The organism is Amycolatopsis melonis, assembly GCF_040064235.1.
Lineage (GTDB): Bacteria > Actinomycetota > Actinomycetes > Mycobacteriales > Pseudonocardiaceae > Amycolatopsis > Amycolatopsis melonis.
Genome location: NZ_JBDZYD010000012.1, coordinates 199,549 through 222,176, shown reverse-complemented (window position 1 = coordinate 222,176; position 22,628 = coordinate 199,549). Strand labels below are relative to the sequence as shown.

Sequence of the window (22,628 nt, the reverse complement as noted above, 5' to 3'; positions counted from 1 at the left end):
GCTATTCGGCCGCGGCTTCTTCCTCCGGCGCCTCTTCTTCCTGGCGCTGCACGAATGTCTGCGCGGTCGCGGTCTCCTCTTCCGGAGCCTCTTCCTCCCGCTGCACGGCGGCAGCGGCAGCCGGGGCGGGAGCCGGGGCCGACATCAGCCGGTCGGCGTTCGCCACCGCTTCGCGCTCGAACCGGTCCGACGGGTCCGACACCTTCACCCCGCCACCGGCGTCGGTCCCGTCCACCGGGCCGCTGCGCTGCTGGACGACGTGGGTCAGCTCGTGGGCCAGCATGTGCTTGCCCGTGTCCGAGCCGGGGTCGTACTTGTCGCGCTGGAACACGATGTTCGACCCCACCGTGTACGCCTGGGCGTTCACCGACTTCGCCGAGTCGTGGGCCGCGCCGTCGGTGTGGACCCGGACGTCGGAGAAGTCGGTGCCGAAGCGGCTTTCCATGTCCGCGCGCGTCTCGGTGTCCAGGGGCGCTCCACCACCCGAGCCGACGACGTCGTGGATCGGGGACCGCTCCTCTTCGACCAGCGACGCGGCTCCCGCGTTGCCCACGGCTCGCTGCAGGCCCAGCATGCCCGCCGGGCCGAGGACGTCCGTGCGGCCGGCCGCGGCCGCACGGCCCAGCAGGTCGGGGTCGTCGCGTTCGACGCGGTCGCCCTTCGGCCGCAGGCTCGGTTCGAGGTCGTTGTCGTGGCTGTGCCCGCGCATGTCCGCTCCCTCCGCCGACCGTCAAGCTTGCCGCGCCGCCGCCCGCCGCACCAGGATGGGGTGCGCGGCCGTACGGGCAGCGAAACCTGCCCGTACGGGCAGTTCAGCCCTCGGTCACCAGCGCCAGGTAGGGCCCGAACTCCCGGTCCAGGCACAGCCTGCCGAGCTTGCGGTACTCCCGCGCGACCGCGCCGACCAGGTCGGTCATCGCCACCGGGCGGCCCGCTTCGGCCGCCAGGTACGCGCCGGTGACCGCGGCCGAGCGGATGTGCCCGCCTGCCAGCTCGAACGCCTCGGCGAGGAACTCCAGATCGAGGTCGGCGGCCCGCGGCATCCGGGCGCCGAGGCAGCGGTCCCACAGCTGACGGCGCAGTTCGACGTCCGGCAGCGGGAAGTCGACGATGACGTCGAGCCTGCGGGTGAACGCCTCGTCGAGGTTGGCCCGCAGGTTGGTGGCCAGCACGGCGATGCCGTCGAACGTCTCCATCCGCTGCAGCAGGTAGGCGCTTTCGATGTTGGCGTACCGGTCGTGTGCGTCGCGGACCTCGGACCGCTTGCCGAAGATTGCGTCCGCCTCGTCGAACAGCAGGACGCCGTTGACCCCCGCCGCCTCGGTGAAGATCCGCTCCAGGTTCTTCTCGGTCTCGCCGACGTACTTGTCCACCACGGTCGCCAGGTTGACCGTGTAGAGGTCCAGGCCGAGCGAGGCGGCGATGACCTCGGCCGACATCGTCTTGCCGGTCCCCGAGTCCCCGGCGAAGAGCCCGGTGACGCCCCGGCCGCGTCCGCCGCCCGGGCGCATCCGCCACTCGTCGAGCACCTGGTCGCGGTAGCGCGCCCTGGCCGCCAGTTCGTCCAAAAGGGACAGTACGCCTGCCGGGAGCACGAGGTCGGACCAGTCGACGGCCGGTTCGATCCGTCGCGCCAGCCGTTGCAGGCCGGCGGCGTTCTGGCTGCGTGCGCCCGCACGCAGGTGGGCGGTCCGGATCAGGCCGTCGTCGGCCAGTGCGGTCACCGACGCGGCCTGCGCCGCGCGGGTGATCTGTCCCGGGCCGAGCACGAAGTGTGCGGTCGCCGCGCCCGGGTCGACGTCCGGGGCGAGCCTGCCGTCGAGGCGGCTGCGCCAGAGTTCGGCGCGGCTCGCGGCGGGCAGCGGCAGCGCGTCCAGCTGCAACGGCGGGGTCGTGCTCCACCGCGGGTCCCAGGCCCCGGTGCCGTGCACCACCAGCGGGATCGCCGGGTGCGCGAGGTCCGCCAGCCGCGGGTCGTCGACCGGGCCCAGCACGATCCCGGCGCCCCGCAGCAGCGCCTCGCGCCGCAGCGACCCGGTCAGCTCGGCGTGCCCGGCCTCGGCCTGCCAGCGTGTGCCGTCCACCACCAGTGCCGGGAACCCGGCCGCGGCGAGCGCGCCGACCCCGAGTTCCTCGGCGCCACCGCCGGGATGTTCCTTCAGGTAGGCCAGCCGGACCCGGCCGTGGAGTGCGCGGGCGAGCCGGTCCTGGCCGGGGACGTCGGTGAGCTCGGTGCCCAGGTGCGCGCAGCCGGCCAGCTCGGGCGCGAGCCGGTCGTCGCCGAGCAGGTGGTTCACGACGCGGTCGGGGACGCGCAGCGGCCGCGAGAGGAACGGCCGTTCGTCCTCGCCGACCGCGAGCAGGCCGCAGGTGACCAGTGGCGAGTCGGCGTCGAGCCGGGCCCGGCCCGCGGCCGACGCTTCGGGGATGCCGCACAGCCGCAGCGCCAGCCCGGCGGTCGCGCGGCGGCGGGTCACGTCGTCGTTGAGATAGCCGTAGAACTGCTCGAACCGGCTGTCCAGGTCGGGCGCGAGCGCGACCAGCAGCAGTTCGACGTCGACGCCGGTGAGTCCCGCGCGCTCGGCCAGCGGGCCCAGCCTGCCGCCCGGGACGGAGTCGGTGAACGGCGCGAACGGCTCGCGGTGGCCGTCCAGCAGCGCGTCGATGGCCTCGTTCGACAGGTACAGGCCGCGGAACGGGTCGTCGGGGTTCGGGTCGGCCGCGCGGCGGGCGTCGACGGCGTCGCGGATCCGCTGTTCGAGGCGGGCCAGCCGCTCGAACAGGTACTCCAGGCTCACCGGGACTTCCGGTGGGACCGCACCATGGCGACCCGGCGCTGCCCGTCGACGGCGCCGTCCTCGCCGACCCGGTGCCCGACGAGCTCGCCGCCGCCGGTGTCGAGCTTGAGGCCTTCCTTCGCGGGCGGCCCGGCCGGGTAGACCCGTCCACTGTGGATCGGCGCGGAGACGACGACGTCCAGCGACGGCTTGAGCTCGCCGCCCAGCGCGGTCCACACGTCGGCGAACGCGCGGTCCTCCGGCGGCGGCAGCGCGACGGTCATCGGCACCGGCAGTTCCAGCTCGGCCAGCGACCCGGTGAGCACCTCGGCGGGCACGGCCTCGTAGCGCAGCAGGCCGAGCAGCAGGTCCGACAGCACGCGGTGCTCGTCCTCCGGCCGCTGGGTCCACGCGGTGACCAGGTAGGACAGCTTGACGTGCTTGGGCGGCAGGTGCCGCGCCGCGACCTCGCCGCGCCGGTCGTACTCGTTGAGCAGCCCCCGCGACCGGCGCCGCATGTCCTCGCGTACGTCGTAGAGGTAGATGTTGACCGTCGGGGCGTTGCGCCGGGCCGCCCAGTCCTTGGTGGGCGCGTCGAAGGCGACGTCGACCTCGCTGCCGCGCAGCGCCTCGTCCTTCACCAGCCGGCGCAGCGCCTCGTCGACCTCGTGGATCACCGGCGGACCTCCTCGCACTGGCGGTCCTCCCACGATGATCGCCCGCCCGGCGACCGGCCAGCCGCGCAGCGGCAAACCTTCGGGTACACCGGGCTGCCCGAACGGGCAAGCATCAGGTCTCCCGGACTCTTTCGCGCGAGATCGGAACCGGACAGGATGGGCCCGGTGTTCGCAGCGATTCTCGCAAGCGCTCTCCTGCTGACCGGCGTGCCATCGGCCGTCCCGGACACGGCGTGGTCGCCGTCTCCGATCACCTGGGGCGCCTGCCCCGACGACCCCGACAGCCCCGAGCCGCCGGACGGCGAATGCGGCACGCTGCGAGTGCCCGTGGACTGGGACCACCCGCGGGGCCCGTCGATCGACCTCGCCGTGGCCCGCCACCGCGCCACCGATCCGGCCCGCCGGATCGGTGTCCTGTTCGCCGACGCGGGCGGCCCCGGCTCGTCGGGCGCCGAGTTCGCGCTGGCCTCCGGCTACTTCAGCCCGGAAGTCCGCGCCCGGTTCGACGTCGTGGGCTTCGACCTGCGCGGAACCGGCCACAGCTCGTTCATCCGGTGCGAAACCACGGGCACCCCGCCGAGCAGCGAACCGGCCGACCAGGCCGCGTTCGACGCCCTGCGGCAGTACAACCGGCAGGCCGCCGCCGGCTGCCGGGCCCGCAACCTGCCGGTCTTCGACCACGCCGACACCTCCGTCAACGCACGCGACATGGACGCGCTCCGCCGCGCGCTCGGCGAGGAAAAGCTCAGCTTCCAGGGGATTTCCTACGGCACGCTGCTCGGCCAGCAGTACGCCGAGCGATACGGCGACCGGGTCCGCGCGATGGTGCTGGACAGCACCATCGACCACAGCGCCGACCTCCGGCACTTCGTCGGCGACCGCGCCGCCGCACTGGACGAGCTGTTCGGGCAGTTCGCCGCGTGGTGCGACCGGACGACGACGTGTGCGTTGCACGGCCGGGACGTCCTGGCGACCTGGCGGCAGGCACAGGCGGCCGCCGACGGGATGCCGTTGCCGCACAACTGGTTGCGCGACCGGGTGTTCTCGGACATGTACGGCCCGGACTGGGCCGACGCCGCCCGCCTGATCGCCGAAACCGCGGCAGGCAGCACGCCGGTGTCCGCGCAGTTCGAGTACAACTACGAATGGCTTCGCCTTGCCGTCGTCTGCCAGGACTTCGACCTCCGGATGCGTGACTTCCGGCAGTACTCGGCGATGTACGCCGAAGAACTGCGCCGGTCGCCGATCATGCGGGGCACCCCGCTGGGACACGGCGAAGCGACCGCGTGCCTCGGCGTCCCCGGCCCGCCCGCGAACCCGCCGCACCGGCTCGACATCGCGCGGGCGCCCCGGATCCTGCTGGTGAACGCCCGCTACGACCCCGCGACACCGCACGCGTGGGCGGTCAACATCCGCCGTCAGGCACCGGCGAACACGACGCTGATGACCTACGAGGGGTCCGGCCACGCGATCTACACGCGGAACGCCTGCACCCGGGCGGCGGTGGACGGCTACCTGCTGACCGGGCAGGCACCGCGGCGGGACTTCAGCTGCCCCGCCTGACCAGCGCATCGCCCGCCGGGGCAGGAACGACTGCCCGCACGGACGGTGCGCGGCGGCGGCACCGGGCCGCATACTGGTCCGTCGGCCCAGTCCGGTACGGGGGTGACCCATGCGAGGCGGCGGCGAAGCAGGCGAGTCCCTGGCCTACCGGGACGCCCGGGTGTCCCCGTGCGCGGCGTGCGAGGCCGCGCCCTGCTGCCAGTACCTGCCGTTGACCACCTTCGCGATGGCCACCCTCTCCGACGTCGACTACGCCCGCTACCTGCTGAACTTCGACAACATCGAGCTGGGCGTGACGCGCGAGGGCGCCTGGTCGGTCTACTACCGGCAGGCCTGCCGGTTCCTCGACGCCGACACGCTGGGCTGCCGGTTGCACGGCACCCCGGACAAGCCGCACGTCTGCGTGCAGTACAACCCCTTCTCCTGCTTCTACCGCACGGCGTTCTCCCCCGGCGGCGCCGAGGGCTACCTGCGGGTGGACCGGCGGCGCCTGGACGTGATCGTCGAAGCGCTGACGTTCGACGCCGACCGCCGTGTCGTCGCCGCGCCGACCGTGGAATCGCTGGCGGAGGCGTTCGAGGCGCTGCCGATCGAGTCCGCCGTCGTCCCGCCGCGGCCGGCCGAGCCCGCGCCCGTACAGCCGGGTGACCTCGCCGATCCCTGCGTGTCCTGCCCGGCGTACTGCTGCACCACCGTGCTGTTCCCGATCACCCCGCCGGTCAGCATCAGCTCGCTGGACTACCTGCGCTTCGCGCTCGGGTTCCCCGGCACCGAGATCGTCGTGCTGGGCACGGAGTGGCAGCTCGCGGTCAGTGCCCGCTGCCGTCATCTCGAAGACGGGCGCTGCGCGGTCTTCGGCACCCCGGACCGGCCGCTGCGGTGCGAGTACCACGACGCCTGGACGTGCGGCCCGCGTGCGGCGTTCGACGGCGCGGGCATCGAGTCCAGCGTGCGGATCCGGCTGGAAGACTTCCCGGCACTCGCCGGTGCCTGCGCGTTCCACCTCGACGGCACCGCGGCGATGGTGCCCGGCGCGACGGAGTTGCGGCCGGTTCTCGCAGCGGGCACGCTCGACGGCGACGCCGCACCGGGCCACCGGCAGCTGCTGCCGTTGTCCGTGGTGTCCCCGGCGAGCCAGGAGCCCTGATGGACCACCACGAACCTCCGGCGAAGAAGCCGCCGCGTCGACCGAAGGCCGCGAAACCGTCCCGGGTACCCGAGCCGGAATCGCCGCTGTTCGGTCCGTCCACACCGGACACGGTGACGCGGCTGCAGCGGGCCGCGGGCAACTCGGCCGTCACTTCCGCCCTGCAGCGGTCGCAGCTCCTGCCGTCCGGCACGGGCCGCCCGCTGGAGCGCGGCACCCGGCGCGAGATGGAAACCGCGCTGGGCGCCGACTTCGGTGACGTCCGCATCCACCAGGGCGCGGACGCGGACCGGGCCGCGAAGGACGTCGGCGCGGCGGCGTTCACCGTCGGCTCGGACATCGTGTTCTCCGGCGACCGGTACTCGCCGGGCACCAGCGCGGGCCGGGAACTGCTCGCGCACGAGCTCACCCACGTGCGGCAGCAGCGGCTCGGCCCGGTCAGCGGCACCGACCGCGGCGACGGAGTGCTGGTCAGCGACCCGGCCGACCACGAGGAACAGGAAGCGGCACGCACGGGCGCGGCCGTGGCGGCTGGTTCGGTGGCGGCGGTTGGCAGTTCCGGTGTGGCGGCACGTACGGGCGCGACGCCGGTCACCGGCAGCCCCAGTGTGGCGGCACGTACGGGCGCGGCCGCCGGTTCGGTCGCGACGCCCGTCTCCGGCAGCCTCGGTGTGGCGGGCAGGCCGGTCGTCCAGACCGTGCCCACCGTGACGAAGGTGGTCGCGCCCGCAGCCGTCGGGGTCGGCAAGAGCGTCACGGTCACCGCGACGGCCGCCGGGACCGGGAAGCTCACCTGGACGTTGACCGGCGCGCCCGCCGGCGTGACCATCGCCCCGCTGACCGCCCGCACCGCGCGCATCACCGCCACGGCGGGCTCGGTGGCCGGGGCGGGCGCCAACTTCACCGTCAAGGCGGCGCTGGCGGCCACCCCCGCCGACAACGCGGTGTCCGGCGCCGTCGCGCTGGCCGGCGTCACCAAGCTGGCGTTCACGCCGGTGCCCGCGTTCCCGGCGATCCCCGCGCCGATGTCGGCGACCGGCCCGGTCGACACGGGTGAGCCGAACCGCGACGGCGTCACCGGCAACACCGTCACCGTCACCGCGACGACGGCCCCGGCGGGCCGTCCGGTGACCGTCACGCTGCCTGCCCCGGCCGGTCACGCGGTCGCGGGCACGACCATCACGCCGGGCGCCACCACCGGCAAGCTCGTCGTGCGCGCGACCGACACCGGCACCGGGGCGAGCCTCGACAAGGCGATGTTCGTCAACCCGGTCCCCAAGAAGGTGATCAGCGTCGGCCCGCCGCAGACTTTCCCCGGCGCGCCGTACGGCTCGATCAACATGATCAAGTTCTCCGCCTCGGACTCCGCGTCGCCGCTGACCAGGGGCGTCGGCGAGACGATCACCGCGGGCGGCGTCGACGATCTCCAGCTGGTGCCGATCGTCAACGGCGGCCCGAACCCGAACCCGAAGCTGCCGACCACCGTCAGCGCCTCCTTCTGGAACGACCAGAACACCACCCCGGCCGCCAACGCGATCGTCAAGTCGCTGGTCGACGTCAACAAGTTCGTCGGGCCGGGGGTGGCCAAGCCGCTGCCCGCGGTGACCAAGTTCCGGCAGGGCTTCCACTGGCTGTCCTGGACCGGCGTGCCGAACTACAGCGCGGAGTTCGACACCGGGTTCCACCGCCGGTCGCTGGTCAAGGCGGGTGCGGGCTTCCAGTTCGTCACCGAGCAGGTGTTCCCCGGTGGTTCCGCGGCGCCCAAGAAGGACGCGTACGCGGGCAATCCGCTGATCAACTTCACGGCCGTCACGGTCGCCCCGAAGGCGCCCGCCGCGGCCGCGCTGGCCGCCGACGGCGTGGCCACCGCGGACGTCACCATGACGTCGTCGGTGGCCGGGCGCAGCGTCAACTGGTTCCTGGTGTCCGGGCCGATGATGTTCACCGGCGCGGCGGCCGGGCTGCCGCTGGCGACCCCGGTGAACGTCCAGGGCGGCACGGTCGCGGGCCCGGCGAAGCTGCGCGGCGAGGACACCGTGTTCCCGAACCGCCAGTTCGTGGGCACCGTGCCGCTGGCCGCGGTCACCGTGTCCGCGCTGGCCGGAGGGAGTGCCAAGGTGCCGGCGGGCGCGCTGACGAACACGTTCACGTTCACCGCGCAACCCGGTGGCCGCACGATCACCCCCACGGTCGACGCCGCCTCGGCGGCCAAGGGCGTGACCGCCGCCGTCGCCGTCCCGGGTCCTGCCGCGGCGGCGCCCCGGACGGTGACCGTCACCCGGCCCGCCGGGTTCACGGGCGTCGTGACGGTCACCGTGACGGACTCGGTCCTGGCCGCCAAGACCGCCAAGCGCACGTTCCGGTTCCTGTGATGACCGAGGCACACGGGACGGCCGCGGCGTACGAGTACACGGTCCGGATCGAGGAGCTGCCGGTCCTCGCGGGCGGGCCGATGGTGGCGGTGTGGACCCTCCACGGGCCCCCGGCCGACGTCGCACTGGGCGGCTCGCGAACGCTCAACCGGACGACGGGGTTCTCGTTCGCCGGCACGGCGGAGGGACTCGACGTGCCGTTGACCGACCCCGCGGCCGACGTGGTGGACCTCGGCGGCCCGATGGGCGCGCGCCCGCTCACGGAAGCGGGGCTGACGGTGTCGTTGCTGGTCAACCAGTACCTCACGGTGGAGAACCTGCGTCCGGCCCTGCCCCCGGGCGGCAGCGGCGTCCTGGCTCTCCGCTGCCGCTGGGACCTGGTCGCCGGAGCTGAGCAGGTTCCGCTGGAGCTGACGCTGCGGGTCCCGGTCCGCCGCGACGACGACGCGCTGGCCGACGTGGTCAGGAGGCAGGTGGAGGCCGTGCTGCGGACGGAAAAGCCGGACGAGGACGCCCTGACCCGCCTGGCAGCCCTGCGCCACCCGGACACCCGACGTCTGGTGTCCGGCGCCGACGCCGACCCCGAGCGGACCGCGTGGGCCCTGGCGGCGCTCCCAGCCCCGTCGTGACTCGCGTCCGCCGCCGACCCCCGAACGGACCACGTTGTTCCTGGCGGCGCTCCCGACCCGGTCGTGAGTGGCAATTAGGGTTCTAACCCGAATTACCACTCACGACAAGCCGGGTCGGGCTCAGCACGTGGCCGACGCGGCCAGCGGTTCCGGGAACAGCGGCGCCCGGCCCAGGCGGCGCAGGCGCAACCCGGCGTCCGCGAGCCGGTCCGCCGCCAGGTGGTTCCTGGTGTCGACGACCAGATCTCCGCGCATCGACCGGGCGAGCCGCCGCCAGGGCAGGCGGGCGAACTCCGGCCAGTCGGTGAGCAGCAGGACCGCGTCGCTGCCCGCGACCGCCGACTCCGCGTCCGACGCGAGCTTGAGGTGGTCGGTCACGCCCGGGACCGCGGCGGTGATCGCGGGGTCGTACGCGCTCACCTTGGCGTGCCGGGCCAGCAGGGTGGTGATCGGCAACGCCGGTGAGTCACGCAGGTCGTTGGTGCCCGCCTTGAACGTCAGCCCCAGCACCGCGACGCGTGGCTCCCCCGCCGCCAGGACGTCGTCGAGCAGGCCCGCGACCCGCCGCTGGTGGTGGGCGTTGACCGCGACGGCCGCGTCGACCAGTGACAGGTCGCAGCCGGTTCCGGCGCCGAGCGCGGCCAGCGCCCTGGCGTCCTTCGGCAGGCACGGGCCGCCCCAGCCGGGGCCGGGACGCAGGTGGGCCGCGCCGATGCGGGGGTCGCGCCCGACCGCGCCGAGCACGTCGGCCACGTCCGCGCCGACGTGTTCGCACAGTTCGGCGATGCTGTTGACGTAGGCGAGCTTCACCGCCAGGAAGCCGTTGGCGGCGAACTTGACGGTCTCCGCGCTGGTCGCGTCGGTCCGCAGCACCTCGGCGTCGATGCCGTCGTAGAGCCGCGCGACCATGGCCGCCGCGGTGGGGTCGTCGGCACCGACGACGATCCGGTCCGGTTCGAGGAAGTCCGCGACCGCGGTGCCTTCCCGCAGGAACTCCGGGTTGCTCACGACGGCGACGTCGGCCCGGCCCAGCAGCGCCGCGACGCGGCGGTGGGTGCCCGGCGGCACCGTCGACTTCACCACCAGCCGCGCACCCGGCCGCAGCAGCCCGGACACCCGGCGCGTCACCGCGTCGACGGCGGACAGGTCCGTGCTCCCGTCGGGACGTCCCGGGGTGGGCACGCAGACGAAGACGTCGTCCGCGGCGGGCACCACGAAGGTCGGCTCGGTGTGGAAGGAAAGCCGTCCGCGGCGCCGGTTGCGGTGGAGCAGTTCCGCCAGGCGTGGCTCCAGCAGGTCCACCCGGTTCTCGCGCAGCCGCGCGATCCGTCCCTCGTCGATGTCCACGCACGCCACCCGGTGCCCGAGTTCGGCGAGGCACACCGCGCTCGTCAACCCGACATAGCCTGCCCCGATGACCACGACCGCACCCGAATACCGCTCCACAGCGCCCTCCCCCAGGATTCCCTGCCGGTGGCGATCCTCGCCCGCCCGCTTGCCGGCGATGAGGTCCCTGCGCGCTCACCTTCGGGCAGCAAAACGGGAAATGGCACAGGGAAGGGAAAATCCCGTGGCAGACTCGCTCGCCATGGGGAACCGGGCGAGCTGGGCACTGTGGCATGCGGCCTATCGCAGGCTCGTGCGGTCGTCGTTTGCGACCGTGCCGTTGTACCGCGAACACTGGGCGCTGGCCGGACGCACCGACCCGGTGCTGGTCCCGGGCCGGACGGGCACCGACGGCGGCGCGCTCGCCCCGGAGATCCTCACGCGGCGTGCGGCCGATCTCGTCCCGCTCGCCGGAGGTTCGGCCGTGCTGGATCCGTTGCGTGGCTTGGGTTCCGTCCTGCCGTGGTGCCTGCCGCTGCGCGTCGGCACGGTGGTCGCCGTCGGCACGGACATCGCCACGCAACCACCGTCGGATCTCCCGCGCGGGGTTCGCGGCTGCCTGCTGGGGCCCGGCCTGGAAAACCTCCTGCACGGCAACCGGAAGATCGTCGCCGTCGCAACGACGGCCGAACTCGGGAAGCTGCCGTACGCGGTCGATCCGGTGCCCTGTCACGAAGTCGGCGACCTCCCCCACGATCCCTACGGGCTGGTGACCGACCCGATGCTGGGAGTGCTCGGCGGTGTCCGCGCCTGTGGCCGGTGGCACCTGGACTGGACGCGGGTGTACGCGCGCGAAACGTCCGCCGGGCTCGCCTTCTCGTTGCTGCGGCAACGTTCTCCGAGGCTGGTCGACGTGCTCGCCGGCGGCGGGGTGCCGGGCACGGTCGAAGCGTGTCCGCGGCACGGGACTCCGGTGCTGCGGACATGACCGTGTGCCTGCTCGATCCCCGCACCGACGCCGAACCGGCCGCATGGCGGAAATTCACGCGGCGGTTGCGCCTGCCGCCGATGTGGGACTTCACCCTGCTGCGGCTGGAAGCCTGGCTCGCGGGCAACCGCCCGCTGCTGGCACTGGCCTGGCAGGACGGCGAGATCGTCGCCGCCGTGACGGCCGTGGTCTGCAGGCACCGCGGCACGCGACGGTACGCACCGGCCCGCGCGATCGGTCCACTGTGGGCGGAGATCCGGGTGTCGTGGCTCAGTGGCGCCCCGGCCTACGCCTTCGCGCCGGACCTCGACCTCGCCGTCCGTCGCGAATTCCTGCGTGCCACGGAAACCGCGCTGCGCCGGGCGCTCGGCCCGGGCTTTCTCGGCGTGGTGTACCGCACGGTCGCGCCCGCCGATCTTCCACTGGTCGCCGGCCGTGGCCGGATCACCCGGCCGATCGAAGCGACCGCCGTCCTGCCGAACGCCTGGCCGGACGTCGACGGCTGGCTCGCGTCACTGGGCAAGGAACGGCGGCGGAGCATCAGACGCTACGCCCGGGTCATCGACCGCGATCCCACGGTGTGCGTCGAACGCGGGCCGGCTCGCGAAGACCTCGAGCCGTCGGAACTGGCGGCGTTGCTCAACGACCACAACGACCGGCTGGGCGTCCCGGCGTTCGCCCACCGGACGAAGATGGCCGCCACCTACCTCGGCGCGCTCGTCCGGCGCCCGGACGTGCACACGCTGACCTACCGGGACGCCGGCGGCCGGTTGCTGGCCTTCAACACCTTTCTCGACCATCCGGAGACGCCGGTGCTGCATTTCTGGGCGGCCCGGCCGGTGAGCGACGGCGGGCGCTACAACCTGTATTTCGACTGCTACCTGCGCGGTGTCCGGCACATGATCGACCACGGCCGTGCCGAGCTGGCCGCGGGCCGCGGGCTCCTGGCGGTCAAGGCGTCGCTCGGCTTCGAACTGCGGCCGGTGTCGCTGGTCGTGGTGCCCCGGCCGGTGCTCGGCCGATGATCACCGCCGAGGTCGTCGATCCCCGGACCGAGCCGGAGCCGGACGGCTGGGCGGCCTTCACCCGGCGGCGGGCGCTGCTTCCCGTGTGGACGTTCGAGCTGCTGCGGCGGGAAGCCTGGCTGACCCGCAATCCGCCGGTCCTGGTGGTGGTCCGCGACGGCGGCGAGATCGTCGCGGCCGTGGCGGCGATGGTGTGCCGCCCGGGCCGCAGGCGGTTCGCTGCCTCGCGGCCGTCCGGCCCGCACTGGGCCGATGCGTACGTGCCCGTCTTCGGCGGTCACCCGGCCGTCGTCTTCGCCGACGGCCTCGACGTGCCGGGCCGCCGCACGGCGGTGCGGGTGGCCGAACGGGCGCTGGCCCGCCGCCTCGGCGCCGGGCTGCTCGGCATGGTCTACCGCGTGGTCGAACCGGACGTGCTGCCCGCCGTTTCCGGCCCGGGACGGCTCGTCCGGGCGACGCTGCCGACCACGGTGCTGCGCAACCGCTGGCCGGACGTCGACGGCTGGCTGGCCTCGCTCGGCCGCGAGCGGCGGCAGGGAATCCGCAGGTACGCCCGCAAGATCGAGCGTGACCCATCCCTGGAGGTCCGGTCGGGGCCGGGCCGGACCGACCTCGACCCGCACGAGCTGGCCGGGCTGCTGACCGCGCACCAGATCCGGCTGGGCACCCCGCGGTTCGACCACCGGACGCCGGTCGCCGGCGCCTACCTGGCCGAGCTGGTCCGCCGCCCGGACGTCCACACGCTGACCTACCGCGACACCGCCGACGGCCGGTTGCTGGCGTTCAACACACTGGTCGACCACCCGGAGACACCGGTGCTGCACTTCTGGGCCGCCCGGCCGGTGACCGACGGCGGGCGCTACAATCTGTATTTCGACTGCTACCTGCGGTGTGTGCGGCACATGGTCGACCACGGACGGCCCGCGCTCACGGCAGGCCGGGGCCTGCTGGAGGTCAAGGCCTCCCTGGGGTTCGAGCCGCAGCCTCGGTACGCCGTCGTCGCGACGAGGCCGGGGCTGGGCCGGTGAACTTCGAAACCTTCGACCCCCGCCACGACCCTGAACCCGCCTACTGGGCGGCGCTGCGGGAACAAGCCGGGTTGCGCGCCGACTGGACCTGGGACGTGCTCGCCGTCCAGGCCTGGGGCATGCGGGCACCGCTGCTGGTGAGCGTCGCCCGCGACGGGGGCGAGCCGGTCGGCGTCGTCGCCGCCGGCTGGGCGGGCCTCCGTCCACGGCGCACCAGCTTCGCGCCGGGCGGGCGTCCGCGAGCCGGTGTGCTGCACGTCCACGCGCCCGGGAGCCCGTCCCTGCCCGGGTGGTGGTCCACTGTGGACGATCGCGTGCTGTTCGGGGAGTACCTCCGCGCGATGCGGCGCGAGCTGGGGCGCGGCTGCGCTGGCGTCCTGGTGCGCCAAGTCGGCGATCCCGGGGCGCTGGGCGCGCGCTGGTCCCGTCCGACGGAACCACTGTGGACAATCACCCTCGACGGCCTGCGAGACCGCGAAGACTGGCTGCGGACGCTCGGCAAGAAGCGCCGCAGCAATCTGCGGGCCGTCACCCGCCAGTTCGAGGCCTCGTCCGTGGAAACCACGACCGGCGCCGGGGACCCGGTGGCCGCCACCGAGCTGCTGCGGCTCAACGCGGCGAAGTACGGCAGCCGGCTGCTGCCGCCGGCGCCGCAGCTCACCGCCCATCTCACGGCGTTGCTGCGGCGTCCCGACGTGGTCGTCCTGCGGTACACCGACCGCGATACCGGCGCGCTGCTGGGCGTGGGCACGATCTTCGACCACCCGCGGTGGCCGCTGTGGCGGCACTGGTCGATGGTGCCGGTCGGCGACGGCGGGGCGCGGAACCTGTACTTCCACCATTTCGGCAGGCTGGTCGAGTGGGCGCTCACGCACGGCAAGCGCGGCATCGTGCTCGGCAAGGGCAACGGCGCGGTGAAGGCCTCACTGGGCGGACATGCGGCCGAGCAGTTCGTCGTCGCGCGGGGCCGGTGAGCGGCGGACGCCGTCACGCAGCCGCAGGTGCAGCAGGCCCGCCTTCCCGGCCAGCCCGGCGACCAGGGCCAGCAGCGCGCCGAGGGCGCCGAACGCGGCGACCAGCGCGGGCGCGGTGGCCGCGGTGACCGTCAGGCCGAGCACCGCCGCCGACGACGTCTTGGCCAGCGCGGCACCGTTGGTGTTCTCCACCAGGTACATCGCGTAGGCCACCGCGGCGAACGTGGTCAGCTCGACCGCCAGCACGCCCCAGAACCAGACCGGCCCCGCGACGGCCGTCACCTGGGCCGCGAGCAGCACGACGACGACCGCGCCGCCCGCGACCAGGGCGGTCACCGCGCTGATCCGGCGGGCCCGGTGGCGGCCGGTCCCGCCCGCCACCCCGCGCATCCGCAGTGACGTCGCCGGCTGCGCGATCCGCATCAGCAGCACCGCGAACCCGCCGGCGACGTTCGACACCAGCATCGCGACGTAGACCAGCGCGGCGGCTTCCGGCGTCCCGGCCACCGCGAGCACGACGTACAGCACGGCGATCGACGCGCTGTCGGCCACCTCGGGCAGCGCGGCCAGCACCATCCGGCGAGTAAGCGGGAGCCCGATCGCCCGCCGGTCCAGGGCCCGGCCGCGCACGCCCGGCAGCACCATCCGCCGAGTGAGCGGAAGCCCGATCGCCCGCCGGTCCGGGACACGGCCGCGCAGTCCCGCGGCCAGCACCGCCGACACCGCGGACACGCACGCGACAAGGCCGAGCAGATAACCGTACGGAGACAGCGCCCCAGCGACCGCGAGCCCGGTCAGCGCCACGACCCCGAGCGCGAACGCCGCGAAGGCAGCGCCCTCCTGGCCGGGGTGGCCGTCGAGGCGGTGCAGCGAGGCGAGCGTCGAGAGCACTCCCTGCCCGGCGGCGTAGGCCGCGGCCGCGCCGAACAGCGCCGGCGTGCCCCCGGCCGGAGCCAGTGCCGCCGCCGCGGCCAGGCCGATTCCGAAAATTCCGGCGGCGCGCGCGAGCAGCGTGCGGGTCACCAGGGTGGCCAAGCGCGGGGTGCGCGGCAGCACCGTCAGCGCGGTCTTCTCCGCGCCCAGCACCAGGAACACCAGCCAGCCGAACGCGCCGACCGCGCTCGCGTAACGGCCGAACTCCGCCGCGCCCCACACGGGCAGCAGCGCCACGAGCGACAGCTGGACGCCGGCGCGTGCCACCGCCCGGCCGGCGACCACGCGGATCGCCGCCGCGGGTTTCACCGCGCGGCGCGCCGGGGGACGAGCCGCTGCCAGAGGCGGTCCGGCAGGGTCAGCACGGCCACGGCGAGCACGACGTGCACCGCGATGAACCCGAACGCCTCGTACTTCGACAGCGGCCTGCCGAAGAAGACGCTCATGTGGTCGGCCCAGGACCACACCTGCGGCATCGGTGTCCACTGTGGATCGGTGTGGTGGTTGACCGTCAGGAAGGCCAGGTCCTCGATCCCGGACAGCTGGAGCAGGAGCATCGCGTATCCGAGACGGCGCGCGGTCCCGCCCGCGCCGCCGCCGAGGCGGAACGCCAGTACCAGAGCCAGGATCAGGAACGGCGTCAGCGTGAGCACCAGGTAGTAGACGCCTTCGCCGAAGAAGATCTTCGGCACGAAATAGGCGAAGTAGACCAGGAAGCAGACCGGGATCGCCGCCACGGCGACCCGGCGGCGCGTCGTGGCGCTCAGGCTCAGGTGCGCGATCGCCTCCACCGCCAGGACGAACGGAACCAGCTTGAGCAGCAGCACGGCCACGTTCGGGATCGCCTTGGTGTGCGGCATCCCGAACCACACCGCCGCCGCGGCCGCGAACGCCGCGGCGGTCAGCACGGCGAACGTCCGGTGCCCACGCAGCCCCGGCCTCACGAGCGTCATGAAACGCGCCCCCTCCCTCATCGGTGCGTTTTCCCGATCGTAGGGCCGATTTCCGGCCCGGAACGGAGTCGGCCCGAAAGGGCGGGCATTCCGGCCCCAACAGACGCGTCGGGCGCCGTCCGGTCCCGTTTACGCTGGCGTCCGGGGCCGAGGGAGGGAAATTCAGCGTGGGTTCACCGATTCTGGTCACGGGCGTGGCGGGCTTTCTGGGCAGCCACGTCGCGGACGAACTACTCGCCGCGGGGCACGAAGTCCGTGGCATCGACAACATGATCGACGGGTTCAAGGAGAACGTCCCGGACGGCGTCGTCTTTCGCGAGGCGGACTGCCGGGACATCGCGGCGCACCTCGATTTGCTGGCCGGAGTGGAGGTGATTTTCCACTGCGCGGCGGCGCCCTATGAAGGACTGTCGGTCTTTTCGCCACACTTCGTGCACGAACACACCGCGGGCGCGACGGTCGCGATGCTGTCGGCCGCGGTCCGCAGCGGCGTCGGCCGGTTCGTGCACTGTTCGTCCATGTCCCGCTACGGAGCGCTGGAACCGCCGTTCACCGAGGACATGACACCGAAGCCGCTGACGCCGTACGGGATCGCGAAATACAGTGCCGATCTTCAGGTCGAGGCGATTTCGCGGGTGCACGGCATGGAGTACAACATCGCCGTGCCGCACAACATCATCGGGCCACGGCAGCGCTTCGACGATCCTTACCGGAACGTCGCGGCCATCATGATCAATCGCGTGCTGCGCGGCCGTCAGCCGGTGATCTACGGCGACGGCAGCCAGCAGCGCTGTTTCAGCTTCGTGTCGGACGTCGTGTCCTGCCTGACCCGCCTCGGCACCGATCCGGATGTGACGGGGGAAATCGTCAACGTCGGGCCGGACGAGGGCACGGTGACGATTCTCGAGCTCGCCGAAACGATTTGTGCGCTCGCCGGTGTTCCGTGCGATCCGATCTTCGTGCCCGACCGGCCGCTGGAGGTCCGGCACGCGATGTGCAGTTCCGACAAGGCACGGCGGCTGCTGGGCTACCGCACCGAGGTCGGCCTGTGCGAAGGCCTCACGCAGATGATCGACTGGATCTCGGCGCGCGGCCCGCGGGAGTTCGACTACAACCTCGACCTCGAGATCGTCTCCGAGCGGACCCCGCGGACCTGGACGGGGAGGCTGATGTGACCTCCACCGGGCTGACCGCGATCGTGCCCTGCTACAACGAGGGTGCCCAGGTCGAGGTCGCCTACCGGGCCGTGTGCGACGCACTGGACGCGGCAGGCGACCTCGAGCTGCTCTTCGTCGACGACGGCAGCAGCGACGACACCCTGTCCCGGATCGAACGGCTCGCCGCCGCCGACCCGCGGGTGCACTACGTGTCCTTCGCGCGGAACTTCGGCCTGGCCGCCGCGGTCACCGCCGGCTTCCGCTACGCGGCGAAACCGTGGGCGGTCCAGCTCGACGCGGACCTGCAGATCCCGCCAGCCGAAACCTGGGCGCTGCTGGCCGAAGCCGAGCGCGGCTACGACTTCGTGTTCGGCGTCCGGCGCCACCGGCAGGACTCCCGGCTCCGGCGGGCAGGTGCCACCGCGACGCTCTGGTTCGCCCGGCGGATGCTCGGGGTCGAGGTGCCCGCCGGGGCGAGTTCGTTCCGGGTGGCGCGGACCGCGGTCGCCCGCACGGTGGTGAACCTGCCGTGGGTGAACGCGCACGTCATCGCGAAGGCCCCGCAGGTCGGCGCCCGCTACACCTGCGTGCCGGTGGACCATCTCCCCCGCACCCACGGCCGGTCGCGTTTCCGGCTCGGCAGGCTGGGTGCAGACGCGTTCGACTTGTTCTTCGGGTTCTCCTGGCGCCCGCTCAACGCGGTCTACCTCGCCGCGGCTGTGACCGTGGTCGGGGCGTTCGTGCTCGCCGTGCTTGGGATGTTGGGACTGGCCGGGGTGGCCGCGGTTGCGACCGGCGGGCTGGTGGCGGCCGCGACCGGCGTGGCGGCGGTCGGGGTGGTGGGCCGGTACCTGCACCGCAGGCTGCTGGACACCCGGCCGCGGCGGCTCTATTACGTGCGCAAGGCGAACATTCCGGTGGCTGAAGAGGATCTTCTTGACGGTGGGGCGCCTGCGGTGGCCCCACCCCGACGGGCGGCCCGGTTGGAGGCAGCGTCGTGAGCGGCGCCGGTGAGGAGCAGCTGGTGCTCTACCGCGAGGTGGGCTCGGCGCGACTGGAGGCGGCCTCGTGACCGGCGCCCTGATCGTCCTCGGCGCCGGTGAAGAACAACTCGTGCTCTACCGCGAGGCCCGGCGGCGCGGCCTGGCCACCATCGCGGTCGACCTGCGAGCCGACCGACCCGGCATCCCTCTAGCCGACGAGTTCCTCCACCTCTCCACCACCGACCACGAGGCCATCGCCGCCGCGCTCGACGGCCGTCAGATCGCCGGTGTCGTGTCCACCGCGGCCGACACCTGCCTTGAGTCGTGGCACCGGTTGTCCGTCCACTTCGGAACGCCGTGGGGCTGCCCTCTCACCGCCGCACGGGCGTCCTCGGACAAGGCCGGATTCCACCGGATCGCCGCCGCGGTGGGCGTTCCGGCCTACCGCTGGCGGCAGTCTGGCGACCTCGCCGAGCTGGCCTCGGCCGGGCTCCGGCTTCCCGTCGTGGTCAAGCCCGCCGACGCTTCGGGGTGCCGCGGCGTCCAGCGGGTCGACCGGCCGGGCGAGCTGATGCCCGCGCTCGAGTACGCGCGCGGCCATTCGCCGTCGGGGCAGGTGATTGCCGAGGAGTTCGTCGACGGCGTCGACTACACCGTCAACGTGTTCCTGTGCTGCGGGGAGATCGCCCTGTCGGTGATCACCGAAAAGCAGATCCTGCCCGGCCGCAGGTTCCTCATCGGCGGCCACATCGCGCCCGCCCGCCTCGCGCCGGACGTCGAGGCGCGGCTGCTCGCCGACGCGCAGCGGCTGTGTGCCGCGTTCGACCTCGCGGACGGCCCGGCCGGCTTCGACGTCATCGTCACCGCCGACGGCACCCCGTACTTCCTCGAGGTCGGCGCCCGCCTGTCGGGCAACGGGTTCCCGCAGCTGGCGCGGGCCGCGACCGGCGTCGACGTCGTCGCCGCGTGCGTGGACCTGGCCGTCGGCGAGCCGGTCCGGCTGCGGCCGCGGTTCCGCCGCCCGGCCCAGCTGCTCGTGCTCACGTCCCCGCTGGACGTGCCGGGCACGCTGAGTGCCGCGCCGGCGGCCGCCGAGGTCCGCGCACTACCGGGGGTGGAGTGGATCGAGGTGGTCACCGCGCCCGGCGGCGCCGTGCTGCCGTTCACCGAAGCCGGCCGGAAGCTGGGCTGGCTGGTCGTTTCGGCCGACGAGCACCCGCAGCTCGGCCCGCTGCTCGACGAGGCAACGCGCGCGCTGCGGCTGACGGTCGAACCGTGAACGAGCGTCACGCTGCGGAGCAGGCCCGGGCCAGCTCGGCGATCTCGGCGGGGCCGACGCGGCAGCAGCCGCCGAGCAGCTTGACGCCCGCGGCGAGCCAGCTCCGCACGTCGTCGGCGGACAGGCGCGCCTGACCGGTCCAGCGGCGGGCGGCCGCGTCCCACACCTCGCCGCTGTTCGGGTACGCGACCACCGGCTTCCCGGTGACCTCCGCGGCGACGGCGACGGCGGCCGCCACGTCGCCCGGCGCGCTGCAGTTGACCCCCGCGGCGATCACCTGCGGGACGCCGGCCGCGACGGCGAACGCGTCCGCGAGCGGCTGGCCCGCCCGGGTCGACAGGCCGTCCACGGTGTAGGACAGCCACACCGGGACGTCCAGCTCCGCGGCCAGCGCGACGAGGACTTCGGCTTCGTCGACGTCCGGGATGGTTTCGACGGCGAACAGGTCCGGCCCGGCCTCGGCCAGCGCCGCCAGCCGCGGCGCGTGGAAGTCACGCAGCTCGGCCGCGCTCAGGCCGTAGCGCCCGCGGTACTCCGAGCCGTCGGCCAGGGACGCGCCGTACGGGCCGACCGAGGCCGCGATCCACAGTGGACGTTCCGGTCCGGCATACCGCTCCTGCGCCTGACGGGCCAGGGATACGCTGCGCTGCAACAACTCCGTCGTCTCGGCCGCGGTGATGCCGTGCCGGGCGAAACCGGGATAGCTCGCCTGGTAGCTGGCAGTGAGCACGATGCTCGCGCCGGCCGCGTAGTAGGAGAGGTGCGCGTCGACGATGGCCGAGGGGTCGTCACGCAGCAGCCGCGCGGTCCACAGCGCGTCGGACAGGTCGTGCCCGGCGGCCTCCAGCTGGTTGGACAGCCCGCCGTCGAGGACGACCGGGCCGTGGGACAGGGCGGCTTCGAGGGACGGCACGCCGCGAACGTAGCACTCCCAGTCCGTGGGAGCCGACTGTCCCGGCTCGTAGGATGCACGGGCCGCTGAACGTCCACAGGGGACGAACAACGACCTGGAAGAGTGAGCATGTCGCAAAACCCGCCCCGCAGGTTCGGCCTGCTGACCGCCGTGTGCCTGGTCACGGGCAACATCATCGGCGGCGGGGTGTTCCTGCTGCCCGCCACGGTCGCGCCGTACGGCACGGTGAGCATCGTCGCTCTCGTCGTGCTCACCGTGGGCGCGGTGGCGCTGGCGATGCTCTTCGGCAGGCTCGCCGCCCGGACGCCGGTGACCGGCGGGCTCTACGTCTACCCGCGGGAGGCGTTCGGCGATTTCGCCGGGTTCGTGTCGGTCTGGTCGTACTGGACGATGACGTGGACCAGCAACGCGGCGCTGGCGGTCGCGTCGGTCGGGTACCTGCAGGTGCTGTTCCCCGTGCCGGGCGGGGCGGGCTGGCAGGCGGTGCTCGCCCTGGCCGCGCTGTGGCTGCCCGCGCTGACGAACTTCGCGGGGCTGAAGTACGTCGCCGCCGCGCAGGTCGTCTCGACGGTGCTGAAGTTCCTGCCGCTGGCCGTGGTCGCGATCCTCGGGCCGTTCTTCGTGCACGCGGGCAACTTCGGCCCGTTCGACGCGACCGGCCAGGGCGTGGTGCCCTCGGTGTCGGCGGCCGCGGCGATCCTGCTGTACTCCTATCTCGGTGTGGAGTCGGCCGCGGTGAGCGCGGGCGAGGTGCGGGACCCGGGCCGCAACGTCATCCGGGCGGGCGTGCTGGGCACGGTCGCCTCGGCGGTGGTGTACGTGCTGGGGACCGTCGCGGTGTTCGGCCTGGTCCCGCACGCCACGCTGGCCGGCTCCGCGGCGCCGTTCTCCGACGCGCTGAACGCGATGTTCGGCGGCACAGCAGGCGGGGTGGTGATGGCCGCGGCGGCGGTGGTGTCGATCGTCGGCGCGCTCAACGGCTGGATCCTGATGAGCGCCCAGATGCCGTATGCGGCCGCGGTCGACGGCCTCTTCCCGCGGGTGTTCACCCGGGTGCGCCGGGACGTGCCGTGGGCCGGGGCGCTGATCGGCGTGGTCCTGGCGTCGGTGCTGATCCTGTTCAACTACCTCGGCGGGACCGGGCAGGTGTTCCGGGTCCTGGTGCTGATCACGAGTTTCACCGCCGCCGTGCCGTATCTGCTGTCGGCGGCGGCCCAGCTGCACTGGCTGGCCCGCGGGGACCGGGAGAAGGTCCGCGGCGGGCGGCTGGCGCTGGACGTGACCGTGGCGGGGGTGTCGTTCGCGGTGTCGGTGTGGCTGATCGCCGGCGCCGGGTACGCGGCGGTCTACCAGGGCACGTTGTTCCTCGCCGCCGGCCTGCTGGTCCACGCCTGGCTGTCGGCGCGTGTGTCCTCCAGCACGGCGTCCTCACCCGCGGCGGGACGGCCGCCGGTTCAGGGCCGGGTGGACGCCCGGGGGTAGCCCGGCGTGCTCGGCGACGCGGTGCAGCAGCGCGGCGAGCTGCGCGCGTTCGCCGTCGTCGAGGGGGGCCAGCACGGTTTCCTCCAGCCGGTCGGCGACCGTGGCGGCTTCGCGCAGGAGGGTGCGGGCCTTACCGGTGAGCTGGACGGCGTGGGCACGCCGGTCCTCCGGATGCGGGGCACGCCGGACCAGGCCCTGCGTCTCGAGGTCGTCGACCAGGCCGACCATCACGTTGCGGTGGACGCGCAGCAGGTCGGCCAGCTGCTGCTGGCTGAGGCCGCTGCCGTCCCGCAGGTGGGTCAGGACGCCGAAGTGTGCCGGGCGGAGCCCGAGCGGGGCGAGTTCGTCGGCGAACCGGTCGGCGACGTGGTGGCCGAGCTGGGAGAGCAGGAACACGCTGCGGTCATCGAGCTGCACGCGTC

General features: G+C 73.4%; 20 protein-coding genes. 12 read left to right on the top strand and 8 right to left on the bottom strand.

The annotated features are described in order from the left end of the window. Position 1: 1 nt before the first annotated feature. From ABJI51_RS30770 to ABJI51_RS30760, 3 genes are all read right to left on the bottom strand, one after another. Positions 2-709 (bottom strand): eCIS core domain-containing protein, encoded by a 708-nt coding sequence (locus tag ABJI51_RS30770; RefSeq protein ID WP_348954545.1) that lies wholly within the window; start codon positions 707-709, stop codon positions 2-4. 103 nt (positions 710-812) lie between these two features. Then, entirely contained in the window at positions 813-2,798 is a 1,986-nt protein-coding gene (locus ABJI51_RS30765) for an ATP-binding protein (RefSeq protein WP_348954544.1), read from the bottom strand. After that, positions 2,795-3,454 carry a Pvc16 family protein gene (locus tag ABJI51_RS30760; RefSeq protein WP_348954543.1) on the bottom strand — a complete coding sequence of 220 codons (660 nt, stop codon included), beginning with the start codon at positions 3,452-3,454 and terminating at the stop codon, positions 2,795-2,797. Before ABJI51_RS30760 ends, ABJI51_RS30765 begins: the two co-directional genes overlap by 4 nt. A 156-nt stretch (positions 3,455-3,610) precedes the next feature. Between ABJI51_RS30760 and ABJI51_RS30755 the strand changes: the two genes are divergently transcribed. The 4 genes from ABJI51_RS30755 to ABJI51_RS30740 all read left to right on the top strand — a co-directional run bounded on the left by ABJI51_RS30755 (position 3,611) and on the right by ABJI51_RS30740 (position 9,165). Next, a complete protein-coding gene (locus ABJI51_RS30755; protein WP_348954542.1) occupies positions 3,611-5,017 on the top strand; it encodes an alpha/beta hydrolase in 1,407 nt (468 codons plus the stop codon). Between the two features lie 109 nt (positions 5,018-5,126). After that, positions 5,127-6,164, top strand: coding sequence for a hypothetical protein (locus tag ABJI51_RS30750; protein WP_348954541.1), 1,038 nt, complete (start codon positions 5,127-5,129; stop codon positions 6,162-6,164). Further along, positions 6,164-8,536: an eCIS core domain-containing protein gene (locus tag ABJI51_RS30745; protein ID WP_348954540.1), complete on the top strand. Its 2,373-nt coding sequence runs from the start codon at positions 6,164-6,166 to the stop codon at positions 8,534-8,536. The genes ABJI51_RS30750 and ABJI51_RS30745 overlap by 1 nt, the downstream gene beginning before the upstream one ends. Further along, a complete protein-coding gene (locus ABJI51_RS30740; protein WP_348954539.1) occupies positions 8,536-9,165 on the top strand; it encodes a hypothetical protein in 630 nt (209 codons plus the stop codon). The genes ABJI51_RS30745 and ABJI51_RS30740 overlap by 1 nt, the downstream gene beginning before the upstream one ends. A 120-nt stretch (positions 9,166-9,285) precedes the next feature. Here the strand turns inward: ABJI51_RS30740 and ABJI51_RS30735 are convergent, their stop codons facing one another. After that, complete coding sequence (locus tag ABJI51_RS30735; protein ID WP_348954538.1) at positions 9,286-10,611, bottom strand: UDP-glucose dehydrogenase family protein; 1,326 nt, start codon at positions 10,609-10,611, stop codon at positions 9,286-9,288. Between the two features lie 124 nt (positions 10,612-10,735). Between ABJI51_RS30735 and ABJI51_RS30730 the strand changes: the two genes are divergently transcribed. From ABJI51_RS30730 to ABJI51_RS30715, 4 genes are read left to right on the top strand one after another with little or no spacing between them, the layout of a single operon-like run. Beyond that, positions 10,736-11,479: a hypothetical protein gene (locus ABJI51_RS30730; RefSeq protein ID WP_348954537.1), complete on the top strand. Its 744-nt coding sequence runs from the start codon at positions 10,736-10,738 to the stop codon at positions 11,477-11,479. Further along, on the top strand, positions 11,443-12,504 hold the full coding sequence (locus ABJI51_RS30725; RefSeq protein WP_348954536.1) for a GNAT family N-acetyltransferase: 1,062 nt from the start codon (positions 11,443-11,445) through the stop codon (positions 12,502-12,504). The genes ABJI51_RS30730 and ABJI51_RS30725 overlap by 37 nt, the downstream gene beginning before the upstream one ends. After that, on the top strand, positions 12,501-13,532 hold the full coding sequence (locus tag ABJI51_RS30720) for a GNAT family N-acetyltransferase (protein ID WP_348954535.1): 1,032 nt from the start codon (positions 12,501-12,503) through the stop codon (positions 13,530-13,532). Before ABJI51_RS30725 ends, ABJI51_RS30720 begins: the two co-directional genes overlap by 4 nt. After that, positions 13,529-14,506, top strand: coding sequence for a GNAT family N-acetyltransferase (locus tag ABJI51_RS30715; protein ID WP_348954534.1), 978 nt, complete (start codon positions 13,529-13,531; stop codon positions 14,504-14,506). The genes ABJI51_RS30720 and ABJI51_RS30715 overlap by 4 nt, the downstream gene beginning before the upstream one ends. Here ABJI51_RS30715 and ABJI51_RS30710 read toward each other — a convergent pair. Both ABJI51_RS30710 and ABJI51_RS30705 read right to left on the bottom strand, forming a co-directional pair. Further along, positions 14,456-15,748 carry a hypothetical protein gene (locus tag ABJI51_RS30710; RefSeq protein ID WP_348954533.1) on the bottom strand — a complete coding sequence of 431 codons (1,293 nt, stop codon included), beginning with the start codon at positions 15,746-15,748 and terminating at the stop codon, positions 14,456-14,458. The two genes, ABJI51_RS30715 and ABJI51_RS30710, sit on opposite strands and share 51 nt — an antisense overlap. Beyond that, complete coding sequence (locus ABJI51_RS30705; RefSeq protein WP_348954532.1) at positions 15,745-16,392, bottom strand: hypothetical protein; 648 nt, start codon at positions 16,390-16,392, stop codon at positions 15,745-15,747. The genes ABJI51_RS30710 and ABJI51_RS30705 overlap by 4 nt, the downstream gene beginning before the upstream one ends. Before the next feature lie 23 nt (positions 16,393-16,415). Here ABJI51_RS30705 and ABJI51_RS30700 point away from each other — a divergent pair, with 23 nt between their 5' ends. The 3 genes from ABJI51_RS30700 (at position 16,416) to ABJI51_RS30690 (ending at position 19,811) form a co-directional block, all read left to right on the top strand. Further along, positions 16,416-17,567: an NAD-dependent epimerase/dehydratase family protein gene (locus ABJI51_RS30700; RefSeq protein WP_348954531.1), complete on the top strand. Its 1,152-nt coding sequence runs from the start codon at positions 16,416-16,418 to the stop codon at positions 17,565-17,567. After that, positions 17,564-18,550 (top strand): glycosyltransferase family 2 protein, encoded by a 987-nt coding sequence (locus tag ABJI51_RS30695; RefSeq protein ID WP_348954530.1) that lies wholly within the window; start codon positions 17,564-17,566, stop codon positions 18,548-18,550. The genes ABJI51_RS30700 and ABJI51_RS30695 overlap by 4 nt, the downstream gene beginning before the upstream one ends. 67 nt (positions 18,551-18,617) lie before the next feature. After that, positions 18,618-19,811, top strand: a complete 1,194-nt coding sequence (locus tag ABJI51_RS30690) for an ATP-grasp domain-containing protein (RefSeq protein WP_348954529.1) — start codon at positions 18,618-18,620, stop codon at positions 19,809-19,811. 7 nt (positions 19,812-19,818) lie between these two features. Here ABJI51_RS30690 and mmuM read toward each other — a convergent pair whose 3' ends face one another. Then, complete coding sequence (gene mmuM / locus ABJI51_RS30685) at positions 19,819-20,724, bottom strand: homocysteine S-methyltransferase (RefSeq protein WP_348954528.1); 906 nt, start codon at positions 20,722-20,724, stop codon at positions 19,819-19,821. Between the two features lie 108 nt (positions 20,725-20,832). Between mmuM and ABJI51_RS30680 the strand changes: the two genes are divergently transcribed. After that, a complete protein-coding gene (locus ABJI51_RS30680; RefSeq protein ID WP_348954527.1) occupies positions 20,833-22,206 on the top strand; it encodes an amino acid permease in 1,374 nt (457 codons plus the stop codon). Here ABJI51_RS30680 and ABJI51_RS30675 read toward each other — a convergent pair. Further along, positions 22,153-22,623 carry a MarR family winged helix-turn-helix transcriptional regulator gene (locus ABJI51_RS30675; protein WP_348954526.1) on the bottom strand — a complete coding sequence of 157 codons (471 nt, stop codon included), beginning with the start codon at positions 22,621-22,623 and terminating at the stop codon, positions 22,153-22,155. The genes ABJI51_RS30680 and ABJI51_RS30675 overlap by 54 nt on opposite strands. Positions 22,624-22,628: the final 5 nt, after the last annotated feature.